This window comes from Sphingobacterium ginsenosidimutans, from assembly GCF_039536865.1.
Classification (GTDB): domain Bacteria; phylum Bacteroidota; class Bacteroidia; order Sphingobacteriales; family Sphingobacteriaceae; genus Sphingobacterium; species Sphingobacterium detergens.
The window spans coordinates 959,687-985,307 of sequence record NZ_BAAAZK010000002.1; the positions used below are offsets into that span (position 1 = coordinate 959,687).

The following is a 25,621-nucleotide window of genomic DNA, read 5'->3' on the forward strand; positions in this document are numbered from 1 at the left end:
GTAGATTTCCTTATTATATCCCTTAAAAGAATTCTTTCTTTTGCTTTAAATAAAATGATAAAATGGCACTAAGAACGATGACTTTAAAACCTATCCTTACATTTATTACAGCAGCTACACTATTATCGTCCTGTGGAGGCAGCCAAGAACAACCGCAAGAGCAGGCAGTTACTGTTGACTTTATCGAATTATCCCCCGCACAAGCGGAGACGGAAAAAAAATACCCCGGTACCTTGGAGGGCGCCGTCAATGTTGATGTAAAAGCTCAGGTAACAGGTTACCTGGAGCAAATCTATGTGAAAGAAGGGGATTATGTCACAAAAGGCCAAGCCCTTTTCAAAATAAAAGGTGATGTATACAATGAACAGGTAAATAATAGCAGAGCAGCCTATCAAGCGGCATTATCTGCGGAACAAAATGCGAAACTGGAAATTGAAAAAATCAAACCACTCGTAGAAGGTAAAGTGTATACCGACCTTCAGCTTAAAACTGCAGAAGCGAACTACGCTGCGGCAAAAGCGCAGGTTGCCCAAGCACAAGCCGCTTTAGGTTCCTCGCAGATCAATGCAAGATTTACATTAATCAATGCCCCCGTAAGTGGCTACATTGGACGGATTCCCAATCGTATTGGAAATCTGATCACTGCAGCTGACGCAATGCCATTAACAACATTGTCTGAAATCAATACCGTGAACGTTTATTTTTCGTTGAGCGAGGCTGATTTTATCAGCTTTATGAAAGATCATAATACGCAATCAAGCAATCAACAAGCAACATTGATTCTCGCTGACGGCACAGCGTATAATCACCCTGGAAAAGTAGAAATGGCCAGTGGTAATATCGATAGAACGACCGGTAGTATGATACTAAAGGCTGTTTTCGCCAACCCAGACAAGATACTTCGTTCTGGCGGTTCAGCCAAAGTTGTCTTAAAAAAGGCTCATGATAATGTATTGTTAGTCCCTATGGCAGCTGTTAAAGACATTCAGGATCGCTATTTTGTCTATGTTATTGGAGACAAAAACAAAATTGCCATGAAGCAGATCGAAATTGCCGGAAATACGGCCAATGAGTATCTACTTAAATCAGGTCTGACAGCGGGCGAAAAAATCGTAATGAATAGAATTGATATGCTTAATGACGGAATGCAGGTTCAACCTACTAAAAAATAAAAGCCTGTATTAGATTTATCTAAAATTAAAATAAAATGCTGAAGAAATTTATTGACAGGCCAGTTTTGGCAACTGTTATATCTATCATATTTGTCATACTCGGGATAATTGGTCTTTTAAGGCTACCGCAGACACGGTTTCCCGATATCGCTCCACCTACAGTCCAAGTTACGGGAAGCTACCCCGGGGGTAATAGTGAGACCGTATTGCGGTCAGTTGTTACACCGCTGGAGGAGCAGATCAATGGCGTTGAGGACATGGAATACATTACCTCAACGGCAAGTAACGATGGTACATTCTCTGTACGTATTGTCTTTAAGGCTGGTGTAAATCCAGATCAAGCGGCCGTAAACGTGCAGAACAGGGTGCAACAGGCAACACCGATCCTGCCACAGGAAGTTGTGCGAATGGGATTGACGACCTCCAAACAACAGAATAGTATGATCATGATTTTTAATATCTATACAGTAGATAACAAAAAATATGACGAACTATTCCTACAGAACTATGTGAATATCAACCTAATTCCACAGATCAAACGTGTTCCGGGTGTAGGTCAGGCTATGGTATTTGGTTCGAAAGATTACTCTATGCGCGTTTGGTTGAATCCTCAGAAAATGGCGAGTTATGATCTTGTACCCCAAGAAGTCATCGCTGCCATTTCCAAGCAAAGTCTGGAGTCCGCACCCGGAAAACTAGGTGAAGAATCAAAGGCACCATTGGAATATGTGATTCGATATAAAGGGAAAAAGAATCTTCCGGAACAGTATGAAAACATTATTGTTAAAAATAATGATGTTCAGATCGTTAGGTTGAAAGATGTTGCCCGGATAGAATTCGGTTCAATTAGTTATAATGGTAATTCGCAAAACAATGGTCTAAATACCGTTACTATTGGTATTTTCCAGACTTCTGGTTCCAATGCCAACGAAATTGAAATCGGTATCGATAAACAGATCGAAATAGCGCAACGCTCATTTCCTCCTGGAATCAAGATATTTAAACTGATCAGTACCAAAGAGCGTCTGGATGAGAGTACCGCTCAAGTCCGTTCAACATTAATTGAAGCGTTCATTTTGGTCTTTTTGGTTGTTTTCTTATTCCTACAGGATATCCGATCGACCATTATTCCGGCGATCGCAGTACCAGTAGCCATCGTAGGTACATTCTTTTTCTTACTGGTGTTTGGGTTTACCATCAATATATTAACCCTTTTCGCCTTGGTACTGGCCATCGGTATTGTGGTTGATGATGCCATTGTCGTCGTCGAAGCTGTCCATGGCAAGATGGAAACATCAACCATGACCGGTAATGAGGCCACACACAGTGCCATGAGTGAAATAACCGGTGCGGTCATCTCGATTACATTGGTCATGTGTGCAGTGTTTATTCCTATCGGTTTTATGACCGGTTCATCGGGAATGTTTTACAAACAATTTGCCTATACACTGGTTATCGCTATTGTGATTTCAGCGATCAATGCATTGACGTTGACGCCGGCTCTTTGTGCCTTGTTACTGAAAAACACACATGCCGAAAATCATGATGGGCGAACTCAAAAAACAGGATTCTCACAACGCTTTTTCAAAGCCTTTAATGCTGGTTTTGAAAACATGACAAATCGATACGTTGGCTCGCTGAAATTTCTTGTTAAGAAAAAATGGTTAGCAGCGTTATTAATTATCGCTACAATAGGCGCTGCAGGATATCTCATGACCAGTACGTCAAAAAGCTTTGTCCCTATGGAAGATGATAACTTTGTCGTGTACAGTTTGGAGATGCCTCCGGGTACCGGTCTCGATCGGACAACAAAAGCTGTAGGAAAAATAGAGAAACTATTGGCTGACTTACCTTCTATTGAAAGCCACACGAGTATCACGGGTTTCAATATGATTGGTAACAACTCCAGTGCAGCTTATGCAACAGGGTTCATCCGTTTAAAGGATAAGAAGAAACGTGGCGAAATGAATGATATTGATCAGATTCATCAGGTGATTTCTCAAAAGCTAACTACGGTTAAAGAAGGTAATGCGATGGCTTTCCGCTCCCCTCCTGTTGATGGTTATGGTATGATGAACGGTGCCGAACTTGTACTACAAGACAGAGCCGGAAAATCTCCGGTAGAGCTTAAAGCAATGTCCGATTCTGTTATTGCCAAGATTATGCAACAACCAGGTGTACAATTTGCCTATACCATGTTTAGAGCAGATTATCCACAAATGGAATTGGAAGTTGACGAAGATAAAGCGGCTCAGCTTGGTGTAGATGTCAGTGAAATGCTTTCGTCTGTTCAGACGTATTTTGCAGGCGACCAGTCATTGAATTTCAATCGCTTTGGTAAGTTCTACCGTATCGCTGTAAAAGCGGACGGAATTTTTAGAACAGATAAGGACGCATTCAATGAAATATTTGTCAAGAACAACAAAGGGGAAATGCTACCGGTAAATACATTGGTAACACTTCGCAAAGTCTATGGACCAGAGTCCGTGACACGTTACAACTTGTATAATTCGCTTACCATTAACGTCGTTAGTAATCCAGGTATCAGTAATGGTGCTATTATGGAAACACTGGAGAAAAATGTGCTGAACAAATTGCCAGGAGACTATAGTTACGAATGGACAGGACTTAGTTTGGAAGAAAAATCTTCTGGCAATCAGACGATGATCATTTTGACATTGAGCTTATTGTTCGTCTACTTCTTACTTTCCGCACAGTATGAGAGCTACCTGTTGCCACTGGCGGTGCTGTTATCGATCCCGACAGGGATTATAGGATCATTCTTGGGAACACGTGCTATCGGTCTGGACAATAATATATACGTTCAAGTCGGATTGATCATGTTGATTGGTCTTTTGGCGAAGAATGCGATCCTGATCGTTGAGTTTGCATTGCAGCGTAGACGGGCGGGTTCTTCACTCATTGATTCAGCCCTGGAAGGTGCCAAAGCACGTCTTCGCCCAATTTTAATGACTTCATTAGCCTTTATAGCGGGTATGATCCCGCTGATGTTTGCTACTGGAGGAACAGCAACAGGTAATCACTCTATTAGTACTGGGGCAGCTATGGGTATGTTAAGCGGGGTGATCCTTGGGGTGATCGTTATACCATTATTGTATCTGGTGTTTCAATATTTACAGGAGAAGGTTTCAAGAAAAAAACTCGTGGACAAGACAAACGATTAAAATGAAAAAATTTCATCACTATATTACTATTTTAGCAGGTACTTCCCTACTTCTCGCTTCGTGCAGTGTGGGCAAAAAATATACACGTCAAGACATGGAGTTACCGGACAACTTCAGAAATAACGAAATTGTCCTGACCTCAGATACACTGGCATTATCGTGGCGGAAGTTTGTGAAAGATCCTAATTTGACTGCGCTTATTGAAAAAGCACTGATCAAAAACACAGACGTTAGTGTAGCACTTTTGAGTATGCAGCAGCTGGAGCTCTCCTATAAACAATCAAAAAAGGGCCTTTTACCAACACTTGATCTAAACGTAGGAGCAAATAGAACCTGGTTATCTACCAATTCCCTGAATGGATCGCTCAGCGATCAATTTATTGGGACACCTTATATGGATGACTATAACGCCACACTCCGACTTTCTTGGGAGGTAGACATCTGGGGAAAGGCAAAGATGCAGAAAGAAGAAGCATTAGCAAACTTCTTTGGACAGAAGGAGAATTTATCTGCGTTGAAAACCCGTATTATAGTTCAGGTTATCCAATCTTACTACAATCTGATCGCATTGGACGAACAGTTAAAGATTGCACAAAAAAATGTACAACTTAGTGACAGTACATTAAGTATGATACGTCTGCAATACAATTCCTCGCTCGTGAGTTCATTAGCTGTAGAACAGGCCGAAGCACAAAAGAAAACTGCCGAATTGCTGATTCCACTGGCAGACCAGAATATTGCTATTGAAGAAAATGCCATAAGTATACTATGTGGTGGCTTCCCCGATAAAATCCAGCGTTCCGAAGGTCTTGATGCAACTGTTGTCGGTGGGACATTGGCAACGGGAGTTCCAGCCGAACTGCTTAGCCGGAGACCTGATGTCAAAGCGGCCGAGTATGCTGTTGTTGCAGCTAACAGTAGAATAGGATTGGCCAAAGCAGCGATGTATCCTTCGATAAGTTTAACTCCTTCGATCGGCACAAACTCTTTTCAATTCAATCGCTGGTTTGATCTTCCGGGGTCCATTGTGAAAACAATAGCAGGAAATATCACCCAACCGATCTTTCAAAAAGGTGCGTTAAAAACGAACTATGAGATTTCGATAATCGAACGGGAAAAATTGGCGGTACAATTTAAACAGTCTGTTATGCTCGCAGTTTCGGAGGTATCGGATGCTTTAGCAAAAATAAAGCATAGCGACCGGAGACTTCAGCTGATTGAAGCTAAATCCAACTCATTGGCCAAAGCAACTTCAGACGCTGCCCTATTATACAAAAGTGGCATGGCAAATTATTTAGAAGTCATTACTGCGCAAAACAACGCGTTACAAAATGATCTCGAACAGATTAGCATTAAACGGGAAAAACTTAATGCCGTGGTGGATCTATACCGTGCATTGGGAGGAGGAAGCGACACCGAGTAATAAATCATCGCGTATACTGACCCAGGTTCGCTCAATTCTTGAGCGATATTCAGGATCATAATAGTTTAATTAAGAGGGCTAACGAAAGTTTAGCCCTTTTTTATGCGCTTTTAGTCATCATATAAAACACAATTTCCTTTAATTAATACTGATATTCGCTACAATTATTTGAATTAAACCACTGGATTTTATTATCTTCGGGTAAGAAATAGAATGTTATGAACAGAACAAGCTGTCTTCCTCCTCCAATCGCTTAATATTTTTTTAAATATTAATAAAGCATGGCACCGAATAATCGGCTGATTCCCCATGTTTTATATTCTCAATCAAATTTTATAACAATAGTATCTGTCTTTTCAAAGATAGAGCTGGAAGACAATATTTTATGAAACATTCATATTTCATACTACATCTTGCTGTGGTATGTTTGGGCATATCCGGAGTATTGGGCAAAGTCATCAGTCTCAATGAAGGTATGCTAACCTGGTATCGTGTATTTTTTTCGGCCATTTTCCTTTTTTTTATTGCAAAATGGTCAAAAGTAACCAATGAAATCAGCTTACGTGAAAAATTAGCGATTGCAAAAAATGGTTTATTGATTACCGCCTCCTGGTTACTTTTCTATGCCAGTATCAAATACTCCAATATTTCAATCGGGGTAGTTTGTTACTGTATGGCAAGTTTCTTTACCGCAATCTTTGCTCCTATCATTAACAAAACGAGATTTAAAAGTTCAGAGTTTTTTCTGAGTGGACTAACGCTTTGTGGCATAGCTTTAATATTTCATTTTGATACAGCACATCAAATGGGCATTATTTTCGGGATCATTTCACCGGCTTTTGCTTCGCTTTATGCAATTTATAACGAACGTCTGGTCAAGCGACACAGCAGTATAATCATCAACTATTATCAAATGATTGGTGGAAGTGTCGGTCTTGGGTTGATCCTCCCCTTTTATCTTTATTATTATCCGATATCGTCTTTTATCCCCAATACAATGGATCTCATTTACCTCCTAATTTTGTCGCTGTGCTGTACCGTGGCTGTATACCTTGCCTTCACAGAAATTTTAAAGAAAATTTCTGCCTTTACACTCAATTTAAGTCTCAATCTAGAACCTGTATATGCCATCCTGATTGCATTTTTATTCTTCAATGAATCCAAAGAGCTCAATCTTTCATTTTACATCGGGCTTTCCCTGGTTATGCTTTCTGTGCTTATACAGGCGCTCATCAGTAGAAAAAAGGAAAAATCAGAAAATTAGTACATAAAAAATGGCTTTTGAGTAATATAGTGTGATTGCTATCGGATTAAATGATGTTAATTCAAACAAAGAAGCCTAAATTCTGTTCGGAGAAAATCCTATATTTACATAACATCGGGCATCCACTTGATGTTGGAAATTCAGGTAGATTCCTCCAATAAATGACAATATCAATTAAACAATATCATGAGCAATTCTTCTTCAGACAATAAACTTGTCCACGAACAAATTCAATACCTTGAATTTATATCTAGCGATCTTGAGCGAGCTAAAAAATTCTATTCAGCAAGTTTTGATTGGAACTTTACGGATTACGGCCCTGAGTATACAGCCTTTGATGGCAAATATGTGGATGGAGGATTTACAGTCGGCACACCGGTAAACGGTAGCATTTTGGTTGTCCTTTATTCGAATGATTTGCTATCCACACGTGATAAAGTCGTCCGTGCAGGTGGCACCATCGTTAAAGATATCTTTAGCTTTCCTGGTGGTAAACGATTTCAATTCAAAGACCTCGATGGTTATGAATTGGCCGTATGGGCAACAGAATAATCCCTATCATAATAGAATAGGCCCCATCGAAGCGAACATTGGGTAAAAACAGAAAAGAGCTTAATTTATCATTAAGCTCTTTTCTGTTTTTGGTAATTTTTATTTTTGTTCTTATTGAAACGTCTTCGATTTTGTGGATTGCTGCTTTTCTTCGCCGGATTATATTCGGGCCCAGCTTCAAAGCCTTCCGGCAAAGCGATTTGTTCTACGGGATAACCGATCAGGTTTTCGATCTGAAAAAAGCGCTGCTGATCTTTATCATTCACAAAAGTAATCGCTGTACCCGTTGTCGCTGCACGTGCAGTACGTCCGATACGGTGTACATAATCTTCGGGATCTGGTGGGACATCGTAGTTTACGACCAGACTGATACCTACGATATCGATACCACGTGAGATAACATCTGTTCCCACAAGTACCCGCACCTGACGTGATCTAAATCTGCTCATGATATCCTCACGTTTAGCCTGCTCAAGATCTGAGTGAAAGCCTTCGGCATCTATACCCTGTTTTTGAAGTTCTTGCGCCAGTAATTTAACTGTAGTTTTTTGCGAGGCAAAGATGATCACAGAAACATAATTAACATCCTGTAAGATGATCTTTAAAAGATCCATTTTTTGCTTATCATATACCAGATATGCGCGCTGGTCTATACCCTCTGAAGGTTTTGAAATGGCGATATTGACCTCAACAGGTTGATAAAGAATCTTTCTCGCAAAATTTCTGATCTTGAGGGGCATAGTTGCTGAAAAAAGCAACATTTGCTTTTTCTTAGGTAAGTAACTGACGATACGCAATATATCATCTTGAAAGCCCATATCCAACATGCTATCCGCTTCATCCAGTACGAAATGCGTCAGATGAGTTAAATCGACTTTCATCGACGTAAGATGGCTGATTAATCGGCCGGGGGTAGCAACAATAATATTAACCCCTTCCCGAATAGCTCGTTTCTGTTGTTCGTAGCCCATTCCATCTCCGCCTCCATATATGGAGATGGATGTCGCCCCTGTGTAATAAGACATGCCCATGATCTGTTGATCTATTTGCAGTGCCAATTCCCTTGTCGGAACCAGGATAATCGCGCGAATAAACTCCTTTGCGTCTCTCGCAACAGCATCTAAAATTGGCAACATATATGCCGCCGTTTTACCGGTACCTGTTTGCGCACAGGCAATCATATCACTACCCTTCTTAATGATGGGGATTGTCTGTTCCTGAATAGGCGTCGCCTCTTCAAACATCATGCTTTCTAAGCCCTCTTCCAATTCCGGAACAAAACCAAATTCAGTAAATCTCAAATTTTATTATTTTATTAAATATGCGCTAAGTTACTAAAACTAATCTATATATGATGTCAGCATTTGTTACGCTAGGAGTTACATAGAAAATATATCCTGAGAACTCTCCTAGCGAATCTTCGTTATTTTAACCTAAGTTACTTTTGGAAGTATCAGCCAATCTCAACAATGTGTATCCTAATATACCTGCACAAAGAGAAGCAATGAGCACCGCAAATTTGGCTTCCTCAATCAAAAAGGCATCGTCAAAGGATAAGATAGATATGAAGATAGACATGGTAAAACCAATACCTCCTAATAAACCAACACCGAATATCTGCGGCCAACTTGCACCTTCTGGAAGTTGCGCTATTTTCATTTTTTTAGCAATAAAACAAATCACAAATATACCAATTGATTTTCCTGCAATCAATCCCGCAATAATACCCAGCCCCAATTTGGACGTTAAACCGCCAACCATTTCAGCATGAATTGGAATTAATGTATTTGCGAAAGCAAATAAAGGAATGATTATAAAATTTACAGGCTTGGTCAGTAGATGCTCCAGTTTTTCCAATGGCGATTCTTTTTCATCTGGCGTTGTGGGTAACGTCATGGCAACCAAAACACCGGCTATAGTCGCATGAATGCCCGAATGGTGGATAAAATACCAAATGAATACCCCCGGAATAAGGTAGGCCCATAGGGCTTTTACACCAAGTTTATTTAGAATAATCAGAAAAGCAAATATTCCCAGCGCAATAAATAGATAGGTCGCATGAATTCCACTGCTATAGAACAAAGCAATGACTAAGATCGCAAGCAAATCATCTACAATAGCCAAAGCTGCTAAAAAGATCTTGAGACTTGCCGGAACTTTATTTCCCAAAAGTGTGATAACAGCAAGTGCAAATGCGATATCCGTAGCCATTGGTATCCCCCATCCGTGTGCGGTGTCGCCCGCATCTTTATTGATCACAAAATAGATTGCCGCTGGCAGGAGAGCTCCCCCTACTGCTGCCAGAATAGGAAGAACAGCCTTACTTGCTGAAGATAATTCTCCCTCAACAATTTCTCTTTTGATTTCCAATCCGACTAAGAGGAAGAAAATAGCCATCAGCCCATCGTTGATCCATAAGAGCCATGAATATTTTAAATGGATATTATCCGTTTCAAGTCCCACCTCCCGAAGAAGAAAGTCCATTACCGATCCATATAGCGATGTATTCGCTACAATGAGTGCCAAGATAACACAGGAAAACAGAATAATCCCACCAGCAAAGCTAGATTTCAAAAATTCTCTAAAGACAGTTAAATTAATAAGTTTTGACATGACAATAATATCTTTAAACGCTTAAAAGGTTTACAATATACGACTTTACGACCATTAATGCACCTTTTGAGCGGCATTACCTGAATATATTCCATTAGTACACTAAAAAAAACTTCTTTTTCACCGTGCCGCTCCAAATCCAAAATTTTAACAACAACTTTATCAATTATAGGGGTAATTTGACTTTAAATTCCCCTCTCAAAACATACATACTTCGCAAAATCAACAGCTTACGTTACAAAGTATATAAAACCACATTTAGATATTGTCATTTTTGTAAAATTAATTTGTCTTTATTGCAAAAAATAGTTAGCTTGCTACTATAGTTAATAAACCGTTTATTATGTGCAAGAAGTGGATTTTCATGGTGCTTCTTTTCGTAGCAAATTTTACATATGCGCAGACGACAGAGGATACAACCCAACATCAACAACAATCAGGCTCCCATTATATCATTTTAGGGATCGTAGCAATTATTGTCATCGTTTTTATATTATACAGAAGGCAAAAGAGGAAATTTAATGAATAAGGGAGATCAATTGATCTCCCTTATTGTTTCTCCCTGAATTTCTATCGAAATAAATTCATCCCCTTGTTTATCCACATCATTCATTGTGTTTAATCGGCTCATTTGTCTGTGCCAAACGTTGCGATCCTGTATTCGCTGGACAAGCAATATCATCTGTCGCATCATAAACCAATTTTTTACCTTTCAATTTCGTGATCAGTTCCTCCGGTACATACACCTGTACTTTGGTTACGGAGTAACCGCTTGGAAAATAACGCACATAGTAGCCATCGGGATGAAGTGTCCAGATTCCACTCGGAACATCCGTACGAGGTTCGGCCATACCTGCCATAATTGCGTACTTTTCAAACTCAGCATAAGAATAGTTGCCTGAAGAAACCAGCTGTCTGATATTATTTTCTGCTTCAAATATCGCTTGCACAGCTGGAGGCATCTGGTCTTTAGCCTTTTGCACCACATCAAACGGCAATATACCTAGCGCGCCACCTTCTAGCATTAATAATTGCTCCGGTGTCAATAACCGCAATGCGGTTTCCTTGACCTCCCCGGAATAGTCTATAAATTTAGTTTTAGCAATAATTGTCCATAATAACATCTGTATTGATGATTGTTCAACTTCCGGATGTTTTTCCGCGCTTTTCAAGATAGCGATGACAACCTCCCGCTTTTTCCCTAATGTAGGCGCATACATATAGCCATCCCCCTTAGATGGTGCATAAGTCCCTGCCTTTAAGCAATAGCTTTTGTTGGTCATTTCAAAATGGCCAGCTTCAAGCAAATAGCCGTCCTGGCCATTTTTCTGCAAATTTTCCAATGGCTTATAAGTAGCTGTATTTTGAAAATCAGGCATCTGTTCGCCTTTCCGATTTACATCCTCAAAACTTGTGCTTATCGCCTCAGGTTCCTTTAAAAGCTTGTCTAACCCTAACGCTTTACTCCCTTTCGAAGCAACTGCCTTACTTGCTTTGTCAAGCAATCCACCAAATTGAGCATAGGCACCCTGCAAATTCAGCAAAAAAGCAGCAACGAGTACTAAAGCATACGTAATGCTATTTCTTTTCATAATTATTCTTTTCATTTCGACGCTAAAGCCACAAAAAAGAAGCCAATTTATTAGCAAAATCCCAATTCATAATTTATTAATCTGGTGTGCATCTTTTTCAATGATATACGATCATCTGGACTGTCTCAAATTTTATATTTCATATTTTTCTTTCGTTGGTCAATCGCTTGGAAAGCGATATTTCTCACGATCCATTATTCGGGTTATTTGATAAGGAATTGATGTTTGCAAATAGTTAAAAAATACAAGATTAAAACGTATCTTTGCAGCATGATTAACGTGTCAAATCTCTCCCTTCGTTATGGTAAACGTGTACTATTCGAAGATGTCAATTTAAAATTTACACCTGGCAACTGTTACGGCATTATTGGTGCCAATGGAGCTGGTAAATCTACTTTCTTAAAAATTATTTCTGGCGAAGTTGATCCCTCTACAGGTTCGGTGGCATTCACGCCTGGCGAACGTATGTCTGTATTGAGTCAGGATCACTATGCTTTCGATGAATATACAGTGTTGGAAACTGTCATGATGGGTAACCAAGAGCTTTACAAAATCATGAAAGAGAAAGACGCTATTTACATGAAAGAGGATTTCTCTGATGCAGATGGTGAACGTGCCGGTGAACTCGAAAGTCTTTTTGCAGAAATGGACGGATGGAATGCAGAATCCAATGCAGCTACCCTATTGAGTAGCTTAGGCATTAAAGAAGAGCTTCACTACAAGTTAGTATCTGAAATTGATGGTAATCAAAAAGTACGTGTCTTATTGGCACAGGCACTATTCGGTAATCCAGATATCTTGATTCTCGATGAGCCTACCAATGACTTGGACATCAATACAATTGCGTGGTTAGAAGACTTTTTGGCTACTTATGAAGCAATTGTACTCGTTGTATCCCACGACCGTCACTTCTTGGATGCAGTGTGTACACACACTGTTGATATCGACTTTGGTAAAATGACCATCTATACAGGTAACTACTCGTTCTGGTACGAATCTTCACAATTAGCGTTAAAACAACGGTCTGATCAAAACAAAAAGATGGAAGACAAGGTTAAGGAACTTCAGGAATTTATCCGTCGTTTCTCAGCCAATGCTTCCAAATCAAAACAAGCTACTTCCCGTAAGAAAGCTTTGGATAAGATCAATATTGATGAGATCAAACCTTCCAACCGTAAATATCCTGCGATCATGTTCAATACCATGAACCGCGAACCGGGTGACCAAACATTACAAGTAGAAGGTTTAAGCAAAACGGTCAACGGTGAGGTATTCTTCAAGGATATCACATTTATGATTAATAAAGGTGATAAAATTGCGGTGTTGGGGCCTAATTCCCTAATCACAACTGCCTTTTACGATATTATCACAGGTAGAGACACTGACTTCGGTGGGGAATTCAAATGGGGTATTACCATCACTCCTGCTGATATGCCAATTGAAAATGCAGCGTTTTTTGAAGGTAAAAATGAAAATTTGGTCGATTGGTTAAGAGACTATACAACAAACCCTGAAGCGGATGAGCAGTTCCTACGTGGATTCTTAGGAAAAATGTTATTCTCCGGTGAAGAAGTAATGAAAAAAGTTTCTGTCCTTTCCGGGGGTGAAAAAATGCGTTGTATGTTTTCAAGAATGATGTTACAGGGGGCTAACTTCTTGGTTTTTGATGAACCGACCAACCACTTGGATCTGGAATCAATTACAGCATTGAACAATGGTATGTCAGACTTTAAAGGATCAATGTTATTCACATCCCGTGACCACGAGTTGACTGAGACTGTTGCAAACAGAATCATTGAATTGACACCAAAAGGAATCATCGACAAGTTGATGACCTATGATGAATACATCAATAGCGATGTTGTAAAAGCACAACGCGCAGAGATGTATAAATAAGATAATTTATCCCAATTTTATAAAGGCTCCATAATTTATTTTATGGGGCTTTTTATTTATAGGTGCCCTCCTATTCTGGTATTCGAAAAATGCCAAAATACAAAAAAGCACTGAAGGGGACTCAGTGCTAATCGCGATTGATATGAAAGAATTGAGAAAGTCTACTGAATTGAAGGCTTTATTAGATGCCACCCCAATTGTAGCGATACCGCACAATGGTCAGACAGATCCTGCCCCGCCCTATTTTGAAAAAGTTTCTTTTGAACCTGATAGTTCTTTGCTTCAAATACCATCCGATCATTATTACGGTAATAGATCTTATCAATGCCCTCACAGTCATCTGTTAATTCCAATGCGGCCATGGCAACAAAGTTTTGCTTGCTTTGAGGGATCTTACCCCTATTTTTCAAATTCACCCATGCATCTACCAAACCTAGTTCTCCCTGAAAGGAAACAATATTATCCAATGCGTACGCATAATGAGCATTAAAATCTCCCATGATTAACAAAGGCTGTCCTGCGGAGTTCTTTTGAATATAGCTTTTCAATTGATTCAGGTTTTTCTGACGTGCTATTGCCGCATTAGGATCATCCTGAGCTGTTGCATGTACATTGTAAACATCAATAAAAACCTCTTTTGCCAATTGAATGCGTGCATAGGAAAAACCTTTGGGAGTCAAGCAATCCGCTCCATTACAAGCATCCCACTTTACGCGCTCAAAGTCTTGGATCGGATATTTCGACAACGTACTCAATCCATCACCAAAAGGTACACCGCCCATGTTTTCCGTTCGATAACTATGTCTATTCTTGCTGTATAAAAATTTATTGTAATTGAAATCCTCTTGCACGTTCACAATATCAAAGGGATTTACCAGCTCGCCAATGGAAGTAATACTCGAAACTCTTTCCGTTACAGCGCTTGAAATTAACTCTGGAAGACCGGCAATATTATAAGTTAATAAATTAAGCTTTCCCTCGCTGGCATCAGGCATATCGACATACACCATGTTCATTGGTCTAACTTGTTTAGGTTTCAATTTGAATCCCAACATGATGCCTGCAGAAGCACAAACAGATAAAATAAGAACTTTACGAAGACCTTTAAGTCTAGTTTTCCTTTCGAACAATAAATCTAACAACATGGACTGAATAATTTGTTCATTCCAAAAGTAAAGCCCCAAGATTAGCTTAACTATATTCTTAAATTAATTTTATTTATAAAAATTATTTACAAATCATTAATAACAAACAATTTATAAACACTTTAATGATAAAAGATTAATATCAAAATAGCTTTTGAGTTATCCTTTTCGAATATTTTTATGAAACCCCTAATAAGAATAAAATGAGAAAGGTAGCCTTCTTTACAGAAATACTCGTTGAGGATTTCGACGGTGCATCTCGAACAATGTTTCAGCTGATAAACCGTATTGATCAACAGAATTTTAAGTATTTCTTTATTTATGGTGGTGGCCCCACACAATTCCGGGACTTTCATTCGTACAAAGTGCCTACATTTAAAATACCAGTCAATGAAGATTATTGTCTGGCTATTCCGCAGCTTATCAAAAAAAAGCTCGAACTGGCTTTGGATGAATTCGCGCCGGACATCATTCACATCGCTACACCATCTCTTCTCGGTTTTTTTGCGTTAAATTATGCCAAACGTAGAAATATACCCGTATTAACGATCTACCACACACATTTTATATCCTATATAGCCTACTACTTCAAAAATATCCTCCCGCTGGTCAAACCCACCGAACAATGGATGAAACGGGCGATGAACAATTTTTATAACAAATGTGATATTGTCTATGTTCCCACCAAGTCTATCTTAACTGAGCTCCAACAGATTGGGCTTGAACAGGACGGCTTAAAACTTTGGCAAAGGGGCATTGATACACAATTATTTACACCTCAAAAAAAGAATAGCAGTTATATTCAACAACTGACCAAAAATCATAAACCAACGGTATTATTTGTTAGTCGGATCGTTTGGGAGAAAAATATCAAAACGCTGATCGATATCTATCAGCAGATACAAGCCCAACAACTGGACTACAATTTTATCGTTGTCGGGGAAGGAACGGCCAAAGTAACAGCAATGCAAGAAATGCCTAATGCTATTTTTCTAGGAAAAAAGACACATCAGGAACTTGCGGTACTGTATGCATCAGCAGATGTATTTGTCTTTCCTTCAGTTTCAGAAACCTATGGCAACGTTGTAGTCGAAGCATTGGCATCGGGTCTTCCATGTGTGATCGCTGATGGTGGCGGTTCAGCATCGCTAATTCAACACGGGGTTACCGGGTTTAAATGTCAGCCTGAAAATGCAGCTGGGTATGTCTATTATTTAAAGAAAATTCTCTCTGACAACGTGCTAAGAAAAAATCTGATTACAGCCGGTCTTTCTTATGTAGGCCAATTAGATTGGACACGATTATCCCAACAGTACTTTGATGATATTGAATTACTTGCTGAAAAAACGCAAGACGCAGACCTCGCATGGGCAAATTAATAACATCCCGTCAATTGATCAAAGCTGTCTTCTTACTTCTGATCTTGACATCTATGATAATTTTTGTAATCCACAGCGATCTTTCGGCGTTGAAAAAAGAGCTGTCAACGATTGGCTATCGCTTTATTTTTATCGTATTTACGACTTTAGTTGCCTATCTTTTTGGAACGCTAGCCTGGTGGGTTTGTCTGGACACTTCCAAAAAAAAGATTAATATTTTAGAACTTTTTGCCGTACGTCAAATTGGCGAAACTGTTGGACTCTTTAATCCCACCAGTATTATTGCCGGCGATTTACTGAAAGCCGAGCTGATAACCCGATATGACATCCCTTTACAGCAGGGACTCAGCTCGGTCGCCATCTCACGCATTACAGCCATACTTTCCCAATTAAGTATTTTCTTACTGGCCATGATCTGGCTGATGCTTTCGCCCTTAAAAAACAAGGTGATGCAGTATACGGGATACGCTATCTATGTCGTATGCGTAGTATTGTTGCTATTTGTAGTCTTAATATTCTACTGGCTAGTTTCCACCAAAACAACACCTAAAAATAACTCTGCTGATACTTCATTTGTATCGAAAGCAAAAAATCAGCTCCAGAAATTCCTTTGGGATACGAAAGACTTCTATCAACAACAAAATAAAGTATTTTGGTACTCCTACCTGCTGTTTGCGCTGCATTGGCTAATTGGTAGCCTGGAATTCTATCTGATCTTAAAATTTCTGGCTGTCGATGTCAGGGTTATTCACGGATTAATTTTAGACATGAGCGTCATCCTATTTAAGAGTGCAGGCGCATTTATTCCCGGTCAACTGGGCGTTGAGGAAATATCCAACAAACTACTGCTTAGCACGATTGGAATTTCAGGTGGAAGTATCTGGTTGAGTGTCTCTCTCCTACGTCGTGGCCGCCAGGTATTCTGGACAGCTATTGGCGCTATATTTTATCTATGTATCAAAAGAAAAACCATACATGTTACCATCTGAAATAGAAATTTTGTTTATCAGCCATAAATATCCACCTGCGGTTGGAGGGATGGAAAAACAGAGCTTTGAGCTCATTAATAATGCTGCGCTCTATCTCAAAGTACATACAATCGTTTATGACAACGAAGAGTCCATTTTGACGTTCTTCTTTCGCCTAAATCAACGTATTCTATCCAAAATTAAAGATAATCCCGGCATTCGGCTTCTTCATTTTAACGATGGATTAATCGCTGCTTTAGCATCTTTTCACAAGGGCTACGATCATTTAAAAAAAGTTGTCACCCTTCATGGTCTTGATATTGTTTTTCCATTTCCTTATTTCCAACATAAAGTAATCCCCCGCTTCAATACATTTGATCAGGTTATTGCGGTCAGTCAGGCCACCGCCAACGCCGCTCAATCGCGTGGTATTGATTCTTCCAGAATCTCAGTTATCCCAAATGGAGTAGATCCTGCCCTTCCCAACACTGCTTTAATACCAGATAAGCACAGGGATTTCACCGAAACTGAGCATCTTCAATTAAAGGGGAATACGCCACCTCCGCCTTACTTTATCACACTTGGAAGGCCAGTAAAGCGCAAAGGGTTCTCCTGGCTAATGCAGCATGTCATTCCTGCCCTTCATGGCAATTTCAAGCTCCTGATGGTCGGGCCATTTGATCAAAGACCAACCTTGAAAGAGCGTCTGCTCAATCTCTTACCAGCTAAACTCTACCATCTGTCCACCTTATTTTTGGGGCATCCAACTGATCAACAAGAAATGCGCAGATTATTGAAAGCCTATCCCGAAAAAATCCAGCATCTAGGGAAGGTTCCCTTCGCCCAATTAAAACATCTTCTTGCAAATGCGAAGGCGTTCCTGATGCCCAATATCCACGTACCGGGAGATATGGAAGGTTTCGGCCTGGTTTGTCTTGAAGCATCTTCAGCGGGCGCTGTTGTTGTAGCCTCCGAATTGGAAGGAATCACGAGCGCAATTACACATAACCACAACGGTCTTTTGCTCAACACTCAGGATACGGATGCCTGGATCGGGCAATTGCAATCCATTTTGGATAATCCCGACCATTATCAAAATCTTGGACAGCAATTTAAGAACAATACCAATGCTGATTTTAGCTGGGATATCATGGCCAGAAGCTATTGTCATACCTTCTTCGGGCTCTGCCAAAAACCGCAACCAGACGATAAACTTAGCTCTTTCACAAATGAAGAATCCGTTCGTAGTAATGTTTTATTGGTTTAAAGAATATCAACTGCGTTATGATGCATGCTGAGAAGACAAGCAGTACTGGAAAAGAAAAGAAAGTAATTGTTATAAAGAATAACAACAGAAAAAGACGCAGCATTTCAAGCGGAAAGACCCATTTCTCATGTTCCAACAATCCACCGATACAGATGACACTACACAAAATAAAAAGACCACCAACAAGCAATTGTACAATATTTTGATAACTACCATAAAGTAAAAAGAAAAACAGAAGTCCCATGGTTAGCATCGATTGGAAAAAAATATATTGACTCAATTTCTTTCCGTGTACCTGAACTTTGGTTCCCGCAAAGATTTTCTGTTCCAATTCGTCCCTAATTTCTGGTTGTATGTCATCGGGGCGGCCAAATATCGTCCGAATCTTGTTTCTAAATCCCTTCGCACGATTAAAAGACATCCCTATTTCAAAAAGATAATGAAAATGCTGCCAAAGGAACGTGTACCGATGAATGGGTTTGGTCAGCCCATAGACACAGGGTTCTTCTTTCTTCTCAGCAATAAAAGTTCCAAACATTTTATCCCAAATAATCAAAATATCACCATAGTTCTTGTCCAAATAAATCTCATTGCTACTATGATGTACACGGTGATGAGATGGGGTGACAAGAATTTTTTCAAGAATACCCAAACTACCCACCGTTTGCGTATGAGAAAAAAATGGATATACACCATGAACCAATAGGATTGCGGTCATCATAAAAGGTGGAAAACCCAAAAGTGGAATAAAGGCCCAAAACAAGGAACGAAATACTGCCTGAAAAATAGTAATCCTTGCTGCAACGGTAAAATTATAATCTTCACTTTGATGATGAACCACATGTGCTGCCCATAACAGGTTGATCTCATGACTGTAACGATGATACCAATACCACAAAAAATCTGTGAATAGAAAAAGTAGGATCCATGTCCAAAGGTTGGCTTCAATATGGAAGATTGCAAATTTTTGATAGATCCACACAAAGAAAAAGTAGAATAAGCTAACTGAAAACATGTCGCACATGCGTTCGACGATACCGACATTAAGATTAGCGATAGATTCATCAAAGGTATAATATCGCTTTTGTTTCTTCAGACTATACCAATACTCCAACAGCATCAACACCAAAAACAAAGGAATAATAAAAGCTAAAAAATTAAGTCTCCCTGTATCCATGCTTGCTTATTTTGAAATAATAACTTCTTTGTATCGACCACCTTGTGGAAATAAATTCCAAAGATTTTTTTATTAATTAACAATCTATTCCGAATCAGGTTTTCATTTTATATTTTTCTGTTTATAAAACCCGTATTCTCCCACGAGCATCAACAGTTATGAAAATCGACTGAAGGTTCTTGCTCCCCAATCATCCGGGTATAGCGAGCCCATTGATACCTTAATTAAAAAATAAGAATTAATAAAAACAGGTGTTTCCACAAAAAAGCCCTCAAAAAAAATTTCTGAGGGCTTATCAAATTATATAAATTCGAGAATAACGTATTCCTTACGATCGCTAGTGCACACTTGACATATCCACCTGGGTTTTGCCCTGTTTGATCATCAGTACAAAAGGTACACAGATTAAAAATACAACCCCTAAATACAGAAACACATCCATGTATGACAATACCGTAGCCTGTTTCATGACAGTCATGTCAAGTATCTGGTGAGCTTTGGCCAGTGCCTCATTTGGGGCAAAGCCTTTCGCCTGAAAACTCATTTGCAATTGTTGCACACGTTGTTGTACCTCAAACTTACTGGGATCCAGGTTAGCGACCAGGTCTACACGATGCTTTTGAGAGTCACGTGCAATAAATGTTGTGATCAACGCAATACCGAATGAACCGCCAAGTTGACGCATCATACCAGTAAATGCCGCTCCCTCGCCGATCGACTTACCGTGAAGAGTAGATAGCGATAAGGTCATTACTGGCACAAATAGCAGCCCCAAGCCTACCCCACGGAGGATAAGTGGCCAAAACATGTGTTCCGAACCCGTATCATTTGTCATCAGGCTGTACATCCAGAAACAAAAGCCGAAGAAAATGCTCAAACCCACCGCTACCATATATTTCTGCGGAACACCATTCTGGATCATTTTACCAATAAAAGGCATCATGATTCCGGTCATGATTGAACTTGGTAACAGGAGCAAACCTGCGTCTGTTGCGGTCCACCCCAATATGGATTGTGTATAGATCGGAATAATAAAAGTCGATCCAAATAAACCAAATCCAAGGATAAAACTCATCACAACCCCTACCTGTAGGTTTTTATCACGCAATACCCTTAGGTTAACAATGGGTTTGTCATATACCAGCTCTCGCCAGATGAAGAACAATAAGCCAAATACAGACAAAATCGATAATCCTAAAATTAATGGATCATCAAACCAATCGTCCTGTTGACCATGTTCTAATACAAACTGGAGTGAACCGATAAACATAATCAAAAAGATCATACCAAACCAATCCACCTCTTTTGCCGATTGCTTCTGGCTATATTTCGGACTACGTACAAAGGACAGTGTGAGCAAAGTGGCTATAATTCCCAATGGTACATTGATATAAAAAATATAAGGCCAGGAGAAATTGTCTATGATATAACCACCCAATGGTGGACCCAAGGTTGGTCCAATGATCACCCCCATACCGTAAATCGCTTGCGCCATACTCCGTTTCTCTTTCGGGTAACTTTCGGTGATAATGGTCTGAGCAGTCACCAACAAGGCTCCCCCACCCATCCCCTGCAAAAAGCGAAATGCAACAAGCTCCCAGATATTGGTCGCATTACCACATAAAAATGAAGATACTGTAAATATGACAATTGACGCCGCAAAGTAATTACGTCTTCCAAACTGTTGGGACAACCAACTGGTCATTGGAATAACGATTACGTTTGCTATGGCATAAGCCGTAATAACCCAGGCCACGTCTGTCAATGTTGCCCCCAACGAACCTTTCATATCGTTTAGGGCCACATTCACAATCGTCGTATCCACGATTTCCAGCAGGGCACAGAGCACAGCCGTAATCGTGATGACTACGCGTCGAAAACCATATTCAACCAGACTATCTTGTTGATTTAAATTTTCCATAGTTATTGAACATGCACATCTACGTCAGCATTCATGCCCGGTCTGAGCAAAGCCACATTTTCAGCTTTATTATCTTTTGACAATTTGATTTTTACCGGTAAACGTTGTACCGTCTTCACAAAGTTACCCGTCGCATTATCCGGAGGCAGCAAGGAGAAACGTGAACCTGTAGCTGGGGAAAATGAATTGACTTCACCTTCAAATTCGATATTTGGATAAGCATCCACTTTAATACCCACCTTTTGGCCCGGTTTCATTTTTTGTAATTGTGTCTCTTTAAAATTCGCTACGACCCAAGTTTCAATATTATCAACAATGTAAAATAAAGACTGACCAGGGTTGATCATCTGACCTGGCTGCACTTTGATATTGGATACCTGACCATCTACTGACGCCAATACTGCAGTATATGAAAGATTTAATTTTGCAGCTTCCAATTGCGCTTTCGCTCTTTTTATATTCGCCTCAGCCACAGAGGTTTGCTTAGAAGCTACTGTAGTCTTACTCACGATTGCATTACGTTGAGAAGCACTGGCATTACGTTGTTGTTGCAGGATTTCGACTTGTTTATCCGCTTCCAACTTGGTCGTCAAAGCTTGCTCATATTGCTGTTTTGTAATCGACTGATTGTTATATAAATTTTGGTAACGAATGTAATCGTTATTCGCCTGTTTCGCACGGATACGTGCTGCATCAATGCTGCCCGAATTGGACTGTATTGTTGCGTCAGAAATCGCTACATTGGCAGATGATGCTGATACGTCCGCTTTTGATACATCAAAGCTACTTTCCGCAGCCGCCAATGCTGCTGCAGCTTCATCTACTCGAACTTGATAATCTTGGCTTTCGATTGTGAACAAGGTATCCCCTTTCTTCACCAAATCGTTATCCTTGACGTAAACCTTGGAAATAAATCCACCAACCCGAGGGATGATCGGACTCATATTTTTCTCAACCTGCGCATCGTCCGTGGTCTCATGTGCTTGACCATGCAAGTATTTATAACCACCATAAGCCCCGCCAAAGATGACCAAAGCGGCTAGAATAATTGTAAATTTTTTATTTGTACCCTTTTTTTCAGGTGCGTTTTCAACTGTATTTTCCATGTCTAGATTAATTGCTATTTAATGTTTAACGACCCATTTGCCAATTGCAGGTCATAGTATTTTTCAATTGTGTTTGCCTTGCTTATCGCTAAATTTATTTTGCTCTGAAGCTGTTGTACATCAGCGGTCAATAAGTCGTCCGTATCCGCAATACCATTATCATATTTATCCTTTGTGATGCGATAATTTTCAACGGCCTGATCTACCGCCTGATGGTACACCACATCCTGTTTCTGGGCCAACATGTAGTTTTCATTTGCCTGTTGCACCTGAACCTTTACCCGATCGTTGAGCAGTTCCAGATTCTCATCAATTTCCTTGATCCGATTTTTGACGACATTGACCTCCCTTTTGTTCTTATACAAAGAACCAATATCATAAGATACCCCAACACCTACCATTGCCGCGTTGGTTACCGTAACCACCTTCTGTAGACCAAAAGCATTGTAACCTGCCGTTGCCGAAACCATTGGCAATGTCGAAGACTTGGTCACTTTCAATTGATCTTCGGCAACTTTACGTTGAGAAGCTAACGATTTTAGATCCGATCGCTCAGTTTTTGCAGTTTCATAAGAAGCTTTCAATCCGAGATCAATTCCAGTTACCTCAGCCAGATTAATCTGATCCAATTGCGTATCCTCCGCAATTTTTAGCAAATTGGCCAATTGATAATTTAGCACTTTAATGTTCTTCTGCGCTTCCTGGAGCGATACCTGATAATTAGACAGCTGCAATTCCGCTTTAAGCAGATCATTTCTTGCAATCAGCCCATTATCCAACATCGCTTTAAAGTCTGAAACACGTTGCTCAGACTGCTTAATATTTTCAGCGATCAACAAATTGGTTTGCTGTGCTTTATATAAATTCAGATAAAGTGCAATCGCACGTGAAGCCAATTGTTCTTTACTTGCTACAGCGTTCCATTGTTCGGCCTGTAGCGCATCTTTTGCGATCGCTATTCCCCCTTTAATCCTCCCCCCGGTATAAATAGGCATGCTGACAGATGCCTGCCCCAGCCACAGCTGATTTGCTGCGATATCCGGAGCCGAACCACCTCCACCAAGTGCCAACTTCAGATCCACATTCGGTGTGGTCATCGCCATGTATTGCGCGCTCAATTTCGCATCAGGAAGCTGTTTCGATTTGGCACTCTCGACCTCTAGCTGTCTTCCCAATATTTTGGTATCGGCAGTTTTCGCTTCCACACTTTGGTTTGCAGCCATGTGAATTATTTCTTCCAAGCTCAGGTGTTTGTTGTCTTGTGCCAGCAAACCCAGAGGACTCAAAAGCAATAAAGCACTTAAATTGGCCAACTTATTTTTCATATGTCAATAAAGCTTTAATTGTTTTCTGTATAAATTCTGTTAATGTTGTTTCAATATATCGACCATAGCCATCATCATCGGCTATACCCAGTTGATCCTGTAAAAAGACCTGGTTCATCTGAAAATTCATAAAAGTCCCCATCATCATCGAATGAATCAAAATAGGATCATTGCCCGCTTTAAACACCCCCTCTTCAATGCCACTGTTAATGATCGAAGTGATGACCTCCAGATTATGTATCTTCAATTTTTTAAAAGCATCAGATGTCAACATCCGTTGTTTTAAGGTGCTTTCTATTGCAATAACACGGTAGAGTTTCCGATGAGAGTTCATCGATTTGACATACCGATCAACCATCACATCCACTTTGTCGAGTGCATTTCCAACCAAAGAAAGCTCATCCACATTGATCATAAAATCTGGAACACGCCACTCAAAAAAGGTTTCTAGCAATTTGTCTTTCGATCCAAAATAATAGTTGATCATGGCTACATTGACATTGGCCTCCTGCGCAATGTCCCGCACTGAAGCTCCATCAAAGCCTTTTGTTGCAAAAAGTCGCTCTGCGGCAAGGAGGATATCTATTTGCTTCTCGTTAAATTCCATTTAAAACTTGATCTTTTTATAGATAATTGCACCCACTGTTTTGAAGGATAAAATCATCATTTGTTAAATGCGAAGCAAAGTTAAACAAACGTTTAATTTAAACAAGTGTTTAATTATTAAATTTATGTAAAAAAATACACCGAAATCTGGATTCAGACAGCCAAAAAAGATCTAACATATTATTTTACAACGAATTAATATTTTAAAAAATAAAACCCATTTATTGCTATTTCAAATAGAATACAGATCTTATGAAAGAAAAAGGGTACACAAAAAATAGAATAGAGTCAATCATAGCTTCAAAAAGGGGTTGAGCTGCTGGAAAGACCATTACCGAATGTATGGTTTGTTTATATATCGCTATTGGGTGAAGCGGCAGAAAAATAGCACTATAAAAAGTATAAGTCCGATCCCCAGCCGCCTATAATGTTCGGGCAAACAGTATAGGCGACTGATAAGAATAAGACTAATGGTTGTATAAAAACTTCTTCTCACTGGGCCTAAAATACCAGGACACAGCAATCAGGACCAGATAAAGTAGTGCCGGAGCTATGAGGCCAAAAGAATCCCCAACAACAATGTGTGAATATAAAGCACCCGTTACCGTGAAGAAAATACCCGCATAAGCCCATTCTTTCAATAGAGGTCTCTTTGGAGATAGCAATGCTACGACTGCTAATATTTTCCAGATTCCCAGTAGTGGGAGGATATAGTCCGGATAACCTAGATGATCTACATTTTGCACCCCTCCTGCTCCCTCAGTTTTTATCCCAAAGATTTGTATAATGGCGGTAGATACCAGCCCCAAGGACAACCATACGGTTGCAATCCAATAAATTATTTTATCCCTCTTTTTCATTATTATTTTGTTTTAGTTTACGATTGGCTATCTGTTGTGATCCCCTAGAAAATTAGCAAGGCTTAAACATGTAGCTACTTGGCTACAAATATACATGTAGTTATTTAACTACAAAACATTTTTTGTTTTTTTTTCGATTGATGCAGATTTGAATAGTTTTTATTTTCGGT

Annotated in this window: 19 protein-coding genes; 9 read left to right on the forward strand and 10 right to left on the reverse strand. The window is 39.7% G+C overall.

From position 1 onward, the window contains the following. Positions 1–62: 62 nt before the first annotated feature. The 5 genes from ABFX33_RS03865 (at position 63) to ABFX33_RS03885 (ending at position 7,596) form a co-directional block, all read left to right on the forward strand. Positions 63–1,172 (forward strand): efflux RND transporter periplasmic adaptor subunit, encoded by a 1,110-nt coding sequence (locus ABFX33_RS03865; protein WP_346084389.1) that lies wholly within the window; start codon positions 63–65, stop codon positions 1,170–1,172. A 35-nt stretch (positions 1,173–1,207) separates the two neighbouring features. Beyond that, positions 1,208–4,357: an efflux RND transporter permease subunit gene (locus ABFX33_RS03870; RefSeq protein WP_346084390.1), complete on the forward strand. Its 3,150-nt coding sequence runs from the start codon at positions 1,208–1,210 to the stop codon at positions 4,355–4,357. A 1-nt stretch (position 4,358) separates the two neighbouring features. Beyond that, positions 4,359–5,780: an efflux transporter outer membrane subunit gene (locus ABFX33_RS03875; protein WP_346084391.1), complete on the forward strand. Its 1,422-nt coding sequence runs from the start codon at positions 4,359–4,361 to the stop codon at positions 5,778–5,780. Between the two features lie 385 nt (positions 5,781–6,165). Beyond that, positions 6,166–7,044, forward strand: coding sequence for a DMT family transporter (locus tag ABFX33_RS03880; RefSeq protein ID WP_346084393.1), 879 nt, complete (start codon positions 6,166–6,168; stop codon positions 7,042–7,044). Between the two features lie 186 nt (positions 7,045–7,230). Further along, positions 7,231–7,596, forward strand: a complete 366-nt coding sequence (locus ABFX33_RS03885; RefSeq protein WP_257089464.1) for a VOC family protein — start codon at positions 7,231–7,233, stop codon at positions 7,594–7,596. A 71-nt stretch (positions 7,597–7,667) separates the two neighbouring features. On the opposite strand, the gene ABFX33_RS03890 is transcribed toward ABFX33_RS03885, so the two are convergent. The 3 genes from ABFX33_RS03890 to ABFX33_RS03900 form a co-directional block, all read right to left on the reverse strand. Then, positions 7,668–8,897 carry a DEAD/DEAH box helicase gene (locus ABFX33_RS03890; RefSeq protein ID WP_346084394.1) on the reverse strand — a complete coding sequence of 410 codons (1,230 nt, stop codon included), beginning with the start codon at positions 8,895–8,897 and terminating at the stop codon, positions 7,668–7,670. A 127-nt stretch (positions 8,898–9,024) separates the two neighbouring features. Next, entirely contained in the window at positions 9,025–10,209 is a 1,185-nt protein-coding gene (gene nhaA / locus ABFX33_RS03895; protein WP_346084396.1) for a Na+/H+ antiporter NhaA, read from the reverse strand. A 605-nt stretch (positions 10,210–10,814) separates the two neighbouring features. Then, positions 10,815–11,801 (reverse strand): hypothetical protein, encoded by a 987-nt coding sequence (locus ABFX33_RS03900; protein WP_346084398.1) that lies wholly within the window; start codon positions 11,799–11,801, stop codon positions 10,815–10,817. A gap of 270 nt (positions 11,802–12,071) precedes the next feature. Between ABFX33_RS03900 and ABFX33_RS03905 the strand changes: the two genes are divergently transcribed. Beyond that, positions 12,072–13,697 (forward strand): ABC-F family ATP-binding cassette domain-containing protein, encoded by a 1,626-nt coding sequence (locus ABFX33_RS03905; RefSeq protein ID WP_346084399.1) that lies wholly within the window; start codon positions 12,072–12,074, stop codon positions 13,695–13,697. Between the two features lie 161 nt (positions 13,698–13,858). Here the strand turns inward: ABFX33_RS03905 and ABFX33_RS03910 are convergent, their stop codons facing one another. Then, the gene (locus tag ABFX33_RS03910; protein WP_346084401.1) at positions 13,859–14,713 is read right to left on the reverse strand and encodes an endonuclease/exonuclease/phosphatase family protein; all 855 of its coding nucleotides are present in this window, start codon (positions 14,711–14,713) and stop codon (positions 13,859–13,861) included. A gap of 332 nt (positions 14,714–15,045) precedes the next feature. Here ABFX33_RS03910 and ABFX33_RS03915 point away from each other — a divergent pair, with 332 nt between their 5' ends. Genes ABFX33_RS03915 through ABFX33_RS03925 form a run of 3 tightly spaced genes read left to right on the forward strand, consistent with a single transcriptional unit; the run spans position 15,046 to position 18,456 of the window. Further along, positions 15,046–16,221 (forward strand): glycosyltransferase family 4 protein, encoded by a 1,176-nt coding sequence (locus ABFX33_RS03915; RefSeq protein ID WP_346084403.1) that lies wholly within the window; start codon positions 15,046–15,048, stop codon positions 16,219–16,221. Next, complete coding sequence (locus ABFX33_RS03920) at positions 16,209–17,210, forward strand: lysylphosphatidylglycerol synthase transmembrane domain-containing protein (RefSeq protein WP_346084405.1); 1,002 nt, start codon at positions 16,209–16,211, stop codon at positions 17,208–17,210. The genes ABFX33_RS03915 and ABFX33_RS03920 overlap by 13 nt, the downstream gene beginning before the upstream one ends. Next, entirely contained in the window at positions 17,197–18,456 is a 1,260-nt protein-coding gene (locus ABFX33_RS03925; RefSeq protein ID WP_346084406.1) for a glycosyltransferase family 4 protein, read from the forward strand. The genes ABFX33_RS03920 and ABFX33_RS03925 overlap by 14 nt, the downstream gene beginning before the upstream one ends. Here ABFX33_RS03925 and ABFX33_RS03930 read toward each other — a convergent pair. From ABFX33_RS03930 to ABFX33_RS03955, 6 genes are all read right to left on the reverse strand, one after another. Further along, a complete protein-coding gene (locus ABFX33_RS03930; RefSeq protein WP_346084407.1) occupies positions 18,413–19,633 on the reverse strand; it encodes a sterol desaturase family protein in 1,221 nt (406 codons plus the stop codon). The genes ABFX33_RS03925 and ABFX33_RS03930 overlap by 44 nt on opposite strands. A gap of 337 nt (positions 19,634–19,970) precedes the next feature. After that, positions 19,971–21,554 (reverse strand): MDR family MFS transporter, encoded by a 1,584-nt coding sequence (locus tag ABFX33_RS03935; RefSeq protein WP_346084408.1) that lies wholly within the window; start codon positions 21,552–21,554, stop codon positions 19,971–19,973. A 2-nt stretch (positions 21,555–21,556) separates the two neighbouring features. After that, positions 21,557–22,660 (reverse strand): HlyD family secretion protein, encoded by a 1,104-nt coding sequence (locus ABFX33_RS03940; protein WP_346084409.1) that lies wholly within the window; start codon positions 22,658–22,660, stop codon positions 21,557–21,559. A gap of 14 nt (positions 22,661–22,674) precedes the next feature. Then, positions 22,675–23,985, reverse strand: a complete 1,311-nt coding sequence (locus tag ABFX33_RS03945) for a TolC family protein (RefSeq protein ID WP_346084411.1) — start codon at positions 23,983–23,985, stop codon at positions 22,675–22,677. Next, positions 23,975–24,592 carry a TetR/AcrR family transcriptional regulator gene (locus ABFX33_RS03950; RefSeq protein ID WP_346084412.1) on the reverse strand — a complete coding sequence of 206 codons (618 nt, stop codon included), beginning with the start codon at positions 24,590–24,592 and terminating at the stop codon, positions 23,975–23,977. The genes ABFX33_RS03945 and ABFX33_RS03950 overlap by 11 nt, the downstream gene beginning before the upstream one ends. Before the next feature lie 466 nt (positions 24,593–25,058). Then, positions 25,059–25,451 (reverse strand): DoxX family protein, encoded by a 393-nt coding sequence (locus ABFX33_RS03955; protein WP_257089436.1) that lies wholly within the window; start codon positions 25,449–25,451, stop codon positions 25,059–25,061. Positions 25,452–25,621: the final 170 nt, after the last annotated feature.

Coding starts and splice junctions, on each gene's coding strand:
- ABFX33_RS03875 (WP_346084391.1), top strand. CDS start 4,359: ATGAAAAAATTTCATCACTATATTACTATTTTAGCAGGTACTTCCCTA.
- ABFX33_RS03950 (WP_346084412.1), bottom strand. CDS start 24,592: ATGGAATTTAACGAGAAGCAAATAGATATCCTCCTTGCCGCAGAGCGA.
- ABFX33_RS03925 (WP_346084406.1), top strand. CDS start 17,197: ATGTTACCATCTGAAATAGAAATTTTGTTTATCAGCCATAAATATCCA.
- ABFX33_RS03870 (WP_346084390.1), top strand. CDS start 1,208: ATGCTGAAGAAATTTATTGACAGGCCAGTTTTGGCAACTGTTATATCT.
- ABFX33_RS03915 (WP_346084403.1), top strand. CDS start 15,046: ATGAGAAAGGTAGCCTTCTTTACAGAAATACTCGTTGAGGATTTCGAC.
- ABFX33_RS03940 (WP_346084409.1), bottom strand. CDS start 22,660: ATGGAAAATACAGTTGAAAACGCACCTGAAAAAAAGGGTACAAATAAA.
- ABFX33_RS03865 (WP_346084389.1), top strand. CDS start 63: ATGGCACTAAGAACGATGACTTTAAAACCTATCCTTACATTTATTACA.
- ABFX33_RS03955 (WP_257089436.1), bottom strand. CDS start 25,451: ATGAAAAAGAGGGATAAAATAATTTATTGGATTGCAACCGTATGGTTG.
- ABFX33_RS03945 (WP_346084411.1), bottom strand. CDS start 23,985: ATGAAAAATAAGTTGGCCAATTTAAGTGCTTTATTGCTTTTGAGTCCT.
- ABFX33_RS03920 (WP_346084405.1), top strand. CDS start 16,209: ATGGGCAAATTAATAACATCCCGTCAATTGATCAAAGCTGTCTTCTTA.
- ABFX33_RS03935 (WP_346084408.1), bottom strand. CDS start 21,554: ATGGAAAATTTAAATCAACAAGATAGTCTGGTTGAATATGGTTTTCGA.
- ABFX33_RS03880 (WP_346084393.1), top strand. CDS start 6,166: ATGAAACATTCATATTTCATACTACATCTTGCTGTGGTATGTTTGGGC.
- ABFX33_RS03905 (WP_346084399.1), top strand. CDS start 12,072: ATGATTAACGTGTCAAATCTCTCCCTTCGTTATGGTAAACGTGTACTA.
- ABFX33_RS03910 (WP_346084401.1), bottom strand. CDS start 14,713: ATGAACATGGTGTATGTCGATATGCCTGATGCCAGCGAGGGAAAGCTT.
- nhaA (WP_346084396.1), bottom strand. CDS start 10,209: ATGTCAAAACTTATTAATTTAACTGTCTTTAGAGAATTTTTGAAATCT.
- ABFX33_RS03930 (WP_346084407.1), bottom strand. CDS start 19,633: ATGGATACAGGGAGACTTAATTTTTTAGCTTTTATTATTCCTTTGTTT.
- ABFX33_RS03885 (WP_257089464.1), top strand. CDS start 7,231: ATGAGCAATTCTTCTTCAGACAATAAACTTGTCCACGAACAAATTCAA.
- ABFX33_RS03900 (WP_346084398.1), bottom strand. CDS start 11,801: ATGAAAAGAAATAGCATTACGTATGCTTTAGTACTCGTTGCTGCTTTT.